Raw genomic sequence first — 8,129 nt, 5'->3', positions numbered from 1 at the left:
AACAAGTTTTAGAAAAACTTACCTCTCCTTTTATCATGATTGACCACCATCAATTGCCAGACAATTATGCAACCTACACCTATTCGGATGTTGCTTTTGGTTCTACTTGTGAAATGGTGTATAATTTCATTTCTTTCCTGGACAAAAAACAAGATTTAGACAAAACTATTGCTACTTGTATTTACACTGGAATCTTGACCGATTCTGGTTCATTTCGATTCCCGAAAACTACCGGAACAACCCACAGAATTATTGCTGAATTAATTGACCTTGGAGTAGAAAACACTTTAATCCCTACATTATTATTTGACAATAGTTCGTATAACCGTTTACAACTATTGGGTCGTGCTTTACAAAACATGAAAGTAATGATGGATCATAAAACATCTTATACTTCACTGACTCAAGAAGAATTAAACAGTTTTAATTATGTTAAAGGTGACACAGAGGGAATTGTTAATTATGGTTTAAGTATAAAAGGAATTGTTTTTACCGCTATTTTTATCGAAAACAAGGAAGAAGGAATCATCAAAATTTCTTTCCGTTCGCAAGGTAATTTTGATGTAAATCAATTTGCCCGAGATCATTTTCAAGGCGGAGGGCACAGTAATGCTGCTGGAGGAAAATCAGAAGTTTCGATGGAAGAAACGCTTCACAAATTTGAAAGTTTAGTTCAAAAATTAAAAATATAATAGCCCATGAAATATTTCAAAGTATTGCTAATTACTTTTTTTGCTGCCATATTATTCACGAGCTGCAAACAGCATCAAGAAGCCAGAAGACCTGTTTCACAATCATCTGGAAGCTTTATGAAACAATCTATTGCCCGAAATAAAAAAATGATTGCTGGAGAAGAAGACCAAATCGAAGCTGTAATAAAGAGTGATCCTACCAAAAAATACATAGCCTCTAAAAAAGGATATTGGTATTATTACGAAACCAGAAACCTGACCGACAGTCTTACTCCAAAAAAAGGAGATATTGCTTTTTTTGATTATGAACTAAAAGATTTGAAAGGGAATATTATTTATTCCCAAGAGGAATTAGAACCACAAATCTATAAAGTAGACAAGCAGGAAATCATGATGGGATTGAGAGATGGAATAAAACTAATGCGAAAAACAGAAAAAGTACACTTCCTTTTCACTTCACACATGGGATATGGTTATCATGGTGACAATAACAAAATAGGAACGAATCAACCTTTATTTTGCACAGTAACGCTTCGTGATTTTATGCCTGAATCTAAGTATAATGCCCAAATTCAACCCAATACAGTTGCAAAAGCCGCCGCGCCTATGCCTATAAAACCCAAATCAACCATAAAAGACACGTTAACAAATTAAAAAAAGCAGGATGAAAAAAAATATTTTATTTGCACTATTTCTCATTACAACTTTAATTTCTTGCAACAAAGAGCACAACAATCTACCCGATGGTTTATATGCTGAAATAGAAACCAACAAAGGAAGTATTCTATTACAGCTAGATTATAAAAAAGCGCCAGTAACAGTTTCTAACTTCATTACATTGGCAGAAGGCGAAAATGAGTTTGTTGTCAATGATACTTTGAAAGGAAAACCATTTTACAACGGATTAAAATTCCATAGAGTTATCAAAGATTTCATGATACAAACTGGTGATCCATTAGGAACAGGATCCGGAGATACAGGATACAAATTCAAAGATGAGTTTAGCGATTTGAAATTTGACAAAGGTGGAATTTTGGCAATGGCCAATAATGGACCTGGAACCAATAGCAGCCAATTTTTCATCACCCACTTAGAAACTCCTTGGTTAGATGGGAAACACACTATTTTTGGACATGTAGTAGATTACAACCTTGAAGTAGTGAATAAAATAGAGCAAGATGATTTTATAAAAAGTATAACTATCATCCGAAATGGTGAAGATGCCAAGAAATTTGATGCTAAAAAAACTTTTTATGATTATTTCAAAATAGAATCTGAAAGTCAAAAACAAAAAGTAGCAGCAGAAGCCGCTGCCAAAAAGGAATATGAAGCCAAATATAAAGCAGTTTGTGATCAAAAAGTAGCATCTTTTGCGGAATTAAAAAGTAAAGCTATCAAAACAGCAACTGGGCTTCAATATGTGATTACTAAAAAAAGTGGAGGCAAAAAACCAGCTATGGGTTCAACTGTTTATATTCATTATGCAGGGTTTTTGGAAAATGGCACTTTATTTGACACAAGTATTGAAGACGTGTCCAAAACTTTTGGAAAATTTGACCCAGCAAGAGCAGCTGCCAATCAATATACACCGATTCCATTTCAAGCAGGAAGAAAAGACGGTTTGATTCCTGGTTTTATCGAAGGAATAGAAAAAATGTCTATTGGAGACAAAGCAATTATTTTTATCCCATCACATCTTGCATATGGAGAAGCTGGTGCAGGTGATGTTATTCCACCAAATACCAATATCATTTTTGAGATTGAGTTAATGGAAAAAATGCCTAATTAATTTAAAAAGTTCGAAGAAGCTAAGAAACAGTCGCTAAGTTTTTTACTGATTTCTATCTTAACATATTCTAAACTTAGCGCCTTAGTGCTATATTAATAATAAAAAACAAACCATATAATTTCTAAAAAATGAAATCTAAAATCACATTATTACTCTTTTTAGGGTTATTCAATTTACACGCACAAAGCACAAAAAAAACAGTTCCCACAAAAAAACCAGGAACAACAACCGTAAAAGCTCCTATAACTACTTCCGAAGGTATTTATGCCACTATCGCAACCAACAAAGGGAATATCACTGTTGAATTGTTTTACAAAAAAACTCCTGTTACAGTAGCCAATTTTATAAGCTTGGCTGAAGGAAAAAATCCATTTGTAACCATTGAAAGACTAAAAGGAAAACCTTTTTTTGATGGCCTAAAATTTCACAGGGTGATCAAAGATTTCATGATTCAAGGTGGTGATCCTAACGGTAATGGTTCTGGTGGACCTGGTTACGCTTTCAAAGACGAATTTACCGATTCAAAATTTGACAAAGCCGGAATTCTTGCCATGGCAAATTCTGGTCCCGCTACAAATGGAAGTCAATTTTTCATCACACACAAAGACACACCTTGGTTAAACGGAAAACATACTATTTATGGTCAAGTAACACAAGGAATGGCAGTAGTGAATGCTATTGCACAAGATGATGTAATCACAAAGATTACTATTTCCAGAAAAGGGGAAGCTGCCAAAAAATTTGATGCTGCAAAAGTATTCACTGACTATTACGGAAATAAAGCGGTTGAAGAGAAATTAAAAGCTGAAAAAGAAGAAAGTGAAAGAACTGCAGCAAATGCAATTGCTTTAAAAGAATTCGCTAACGGCCAAACAACTGCTAGTGGTTTAAAATACATTGTATTAAAAGAAGGTACAGGTGCAATACCAACATTAACCAGTAATATCAAAGCACATTATACAGGAAGTTTTGTCAATGGTACTGTATTTGATAGCAGTGTTCAACGCGGAGAGCCAATCGATTTTAATTTAAATCAGGTAATTAAAGGTTGGACAGAAGGGCTTCAATTGATGAAGGAAGGCGCAAAATATAAATTTTACATACCTTATACTTTAGCTTATGGAGAACGAGGATATCCTGGCGCTATTCCTCCAAAAAGTGACTTAATCTTTGAAGTAGAATTGATTAAAATAAATCAATAAATATTAAATAATTATAAATAAAACCCAACAGATTTAAAGAAACTGTTGGGTTTTATTATTTATATAAAATGAACTAAACTACTTTTTAAACTTCCAGTCAAATTCATCTTTGTTATTGATTATTGCTCCAATTTCAAATTTAACTATTTCATCAAATTCGGTTTGAAGAATAATCCAATTTTCTTCATTGAAATAATTTTCGAAAGTATCGAATTCTTCTTGAGTAAATTTGGTTATTCCTTTTTGAGTCAGATCCTTTTTTACATCCGCAATTTTTCTATTGATGATTTTATTACCAAACAATTCCAAATTTGGGCTTGACGCCACTAAATATCCTAGTTTTAAATCTTCTTCAACATAAAAAGTCAACCTAATTTTAAGATTGTTATAAACAAAAATAACATTATCATCTTCGTCTTTGTAATTTTTATTGGGTTTTCCATAAATAGCAATAACATCATTTTGCTTCATTCCGAAAATGAGTTTATCAATTCCGTTTTTTGGATTTATTTTCATATATAGATAATATTTTTTATTTTTTATAAGAGCTTACAAAGGTATCCCTTTTTAAGGAAATTTCGTTTTGAATACCAAAAACAAAAGTTACAATTAAAAAAGAAAAATTCCATTCTTTACAAAAATGAAATAAATATTTATCAGTAAATACAAACTTGCAACTTTATGACAAAACAATTATTAACTAAATAATTACATTAAAAAATCAACATTGTCTCAAATTCGTTATAACAATTAATAAATACAAGAAGAATATTCTCTAAAAAAAATAGAGTTAAAACAAACTTAATACTACAAAAGAATATATATCACGTATTTTGTCGATCAAAAGACAACGCACATCTATATGTTTATTATTTTTGGTACAATTCTTGAGTAATTGCGATACATATTTTCTATTTTAATAAAAAAGCTACAATGAATATTCTTCATAAAATAAATAAATGGATAATATGCCTAATCATAATAGGTAACTTAGCTTATAGTCAAAATTCAGAATCAATAGCTACATTAAAAATAAAACTTCAGAAAACTACTGAAGACACTACAAGAATCAACGTTCTAAACAGATTGGCCAGCAGTTATTTTTACACAAATCCAAAAGCAGGAATTCCTTATGGAGAAAGAGCACTTAAACTGGCAACAAAAATAAACTGGAAAAAAGGAATTGCTTTATCATATAATCATCTTGGGGTATTCCAATGGGTATTAACTGATTACAGCAAAGCCATCAACTATTTTTACCTGTCATTGTCATCATATGAAAAACTAAAAGACCAAAATGGTATTTCGGAAGCTTATAACAATTTAGGATTGGCATACGTTGAAATAAAAAAAAACGATCAGGCGTTTAAATACTTCAATAAGGCATTTGAAATAAATAAAAGAACTGGCAACAAAGTATCGATGGTTTATAACTTGAATAATATAGCCACGGCCTATTACAATCAAAAAAATTACGCAAAAGCTCTTGAATATTACACAAAATCAAAAGATCTAAATCTTTTAATGCATGATTTAAATGGTTTAGGATATTGTTATTCCAAAATTGGAAAAATATATTCGGATCAAAAAAACTACGCAAAGAGCTTGGACTATTTTGAAAAAGCTTTAAAAAGTTACGATAAAAATCAAACTTATAACATTGGAAATAACTACATAGAAATGGGGATTGTCTATTATAAAATGGCTTTAGAAAATTCAAACAACAAAAAGCAATTATTAGCGCAATCTGTTCAATATCTAAACAATGCAGCACATTTATTTACAGAAACAGGAATATTAGACCGACTGAGCATTTGCTATCTTGAACTTTACAAAACCAAAAAAGAACAAGGTAACTTCGTCGAGGCTTTAAATTCTTTTGACAAACATAACGCGATAAAAGATTCACTATTTTCAAATGAAAGCCAAAACAAATTAACGAATCTTCAATCTAAAAGAGAAATTGACTTAAGAGATAAACAAATTGAGATTCAAAAACTTAAAATAAATAATGATTCTAGAAAAGTATATCTATTAGTAACTATTACAATCTCAATTGCAATACTTTTTATTTTATTTTTCTGGCTGTATATATCGAAAAGAAATAGGAACGAGTTACTATTGAATAAAAATGAAGAAATATCAAACATCAATAAACAAAAAGACAAATTTTTCTCCATCATTGCACATGATTTGAGAGGACCTTTCAATGGGTTCTTAGGATTAACAGAACTATTGGCAGAAGAAATTGATGATATAGATAAAGAAGAAATCCAATTTGCCGCGATCAACATGAGAAGTTCTGCTACCAATTTGAATCGTCTTTTGGAAAACTTACTGGAATGGTCAAGAATGGAGCAGGGATTGATTCCATTTTCTCCACAAGAAAGTAATTTGGGCGAAGTTGTAAAAGAATGTATAGCACCACTTCAAGATGCTGCCAATAAAAAAGTCATAACAATCGAAACAATTATAGACCAAAATCTCAAAATTTTTGCAGATCATCACATTTTGCAATCCGTTATCCGAAACATTTTGTCTAATGCATTGAAATTCACACCAAAAAAAGGAATGGTAAAAATACATGCCCTAGAAGATCAAAAGAACACTATTATTTCAATAGCAGATTCTGGAATAGGAATGAATACCAAAATGATAGAAAACATATTCCAACTTGATTTTAAAACAAATAGAAGGGGAACTGATGACGAACCAAGTGCTGGATTAGGACTTATACTTTGCAAAGAATTTGTGGAGAAACACAGTGGGAAAATTTGGATCGAAAGTGAAGAAGGAAAAGGTTCTACTTTTAATTTTAGTTTTCCAAAAAATCATATGATCAATGCCATTTAAGGCGACTTAAAATAACCAAAATGAAAAAAAATATCATTTTTATTTGTCTACTTTTTATCGGCATTAAATCATTTTCACAAAAAAGCCAAGAACAGAAAATTGACTCTTTAAAAACAGTACTAAGTCAAAGAACAGTAGATACCAATAAGATAAAAGCGCTTAACGGCTTGTCTATACTACTGTATTACAAGGATTCTCAAAAAAGTTTACAATATGCTAAATCTGCATATGAACTTTCAAAAAGAATTAACTATAAAAAAGGAATCGCATCTTCATACAGCAATTTTGGAGTTTACTATTGGCTAAAAGCAGATTTCCCAAAAGCATTAGATTATAATTATAAATCACTTCACTTATTTGAAAATCTAGACGATAAAAAGGGGATTTCCAAAACAAATAATGGACTAGGAACTATTTATGTTGAATTTAAAAATTATAAACAAGCGCTCTCTTGTTATAAAAAAGCATTAAAAGTAAGTCAGGAAATAAAAGATAGAAAATCGATTGCCACATTCTTAAATAACATTGGAGATGTTTATCTAAGAATGAAAGAATATCAAAAAGCATTAAGTTATTTTGACAAAGCAATTAGAATGAATGCTTATGAAAAGAGCAGTTTTGAATCTGGGCTAAACTATACTAACATAGGCATTACATTAAATTTTCTTAAGCAATATCAAAAATCAATAGAAGCTTGTAATAAATCCATTGCTATTTATGAAAATGATTCTAGTTTATTCAACGCTTATAACAAAATAGAGTTAGGAAAGTCCTATTATTATCTTGCTTTAGAAGAAAAAAACAAAGTAAATCGCGTTCAACTTTTACAAAAATCCTTGGACTACATCAATGAATCTTTGGAAATCTTTAGAAGAGAAGAATCATTAATAGACATCAGAGATTCCTATTCTTATTTATCCAAAATATACAAAACCCAAGAAAAGCCGGAACTAGCTCTTTTGCTTTTTGAAAAAAGTTCAAATCTTAACGATTCCATTTTTTCAAATGAAAACAAAATACAAATAGAATTTCTAAAATCGCAGAGAGAAATTGATCTTAGAGATAAAAAAATTGAAATTCAAAATCTTAAAATCAAAAACGAGGCTCGAAAAGTTTATTTATTGTACACTATAACCATTGCAGTAATAATTCTTTTAGCACTATTTTTTTGGTTGTACTTATCAAAAAGAAAAACGAACTTACAATTAGAAGATAAAAACAAAGTAATATCCAACATCAACAAACAAAAGGATAAATTCTTTTCCATAATTGCGCATGACCTTAGAGGTCCTTTCAATGGTTTTCTTGGATTAACCGAACTTTTGGCTCAAGATATTGACAATATGGACAAAGAAGAAATCCAGTTTGCAGCAGTGAACATGAGAAGCTCTGCGGTCAATTTGAATCGATTATTGGAGAACTTACTGGAATGGTCGAGAATGGAACAGGGCTTAATTCCTTTTTTTCCACAAAAAAGCAAATTTCTTCCTTTAGTAAACGAAAGCATTAGCACGCTACAAGACGAAGCAAATAAAAAAAGAATTAAAATTCAAACAACAATATCAGAAGATATTACCATTTATGCTGATCATC

At 30.7% G+C, this 8,129-nt stretch carries 7 protein-coding genes; 6 read left to right on the top strand and 1 reads right to left on the bottom strand.

Annotation, left to right across the window (positions count from 1 at the left end; genetic code table 11):
- From VFS71_RS06735 to VFS71_RS06720, 4 genes are all read left to right on the top strand, one after another.
- On the top strand, positions 1-692 hold a 692-nt coding region (locus tag VFS71_RS06735; protein ID WP_326400157.1), incomplete at its 5' end, for a DHH family phosphoesterase.
- Positions 693-698: 6 nt separating this feature from the next.
- On the top strand, positions 699-1,346 hold the full coding sequence (gene gldI / locus VFS71_RS06730; RefSeq protein WP_326400156.1) for a gliding motility-associated peptidyl-prolyl isomerase GldI: 648 nt from the start codon (positions 699-701) through the stop codon (positions 1,344-1,346).
- A 10-nt stretch (positions 1,347-1,356) separates the two neighbouring features.
- The gene (locus tag VFS71_RS06725) at positions 1,357-2,481 is read left to right on the top strand and encodes a peptidylprolyl isomerase (protein WP_326400155.1); all 1,125 of its coding nucleotides are present in this window, start codon (positions 1,357-1,359) and stop codon (positions 2,479-2,481) included.
- Positions 2,482-2,609: 128 nt separating this feature from the next.
- Complete coding sequence (locus VFS71_RS06720) at positions 2,610-3,683, top strand: peptidylprolyl isomerase (protein ID WP_326400154.1); 1,074 nt, start codon at positions 2,610-2,612, stop codon at positions 3,681-3,683.
- Positions 3,684-3,761: 78 nt separating this feature from the next.
- Here the strand turns inward: VFS71_RS06720 and VFS71_RS06715 are convergent, their stop codons facing one another.
- Entirely contained in the window at positions 3,762-4,199 is a 438-nt protein-coding gene (locus VFS71_RS06715) for a hypothetical protein (protein ID WP_326400153.1), read from the bottom strand.
- A 417-nt stretch (positions 4,200-4,616) separates the two neighbouring features.
- Here VFS71_RS06715 and VFS71_RS06710 point away from each other — a divergent pair, with 417 nt between their 5' ends.
- Positions 4,617-6,536, top strand: a complete 1,920-nt coding sequence (locus VFS71_RS06710) for a tetratricopeptide repeat-containing sensor histidine kinase (RefSeq protein ID WP_326400152.1) — start codon at positions 4,617-4,619, stop codon at positions 6,534-6,536.
- Between the two features lie 20 nt (positions 6,537-6,556).
- Positions 6,557-8,129, top strand: a 1,573-nt coding sequence (locus VFS71_RS06705) for a tetratricopeptide repeat protein (protein ID WP_326400150.1), incomplete at its 3' end; no start/stop codon positions are given.

The organism is Flavobacterium sp. (assembly GCF_035760125.1).
Classification (GTDB): domain Bacteria; phylum Bacteroidota; class Bacteroidia; order Flavobacteriales; family Flavobacteriaceae; genus Flavobacterium.
This window is presented reverse-complemented; position numbering and strand designations above follow the sequence as displayed.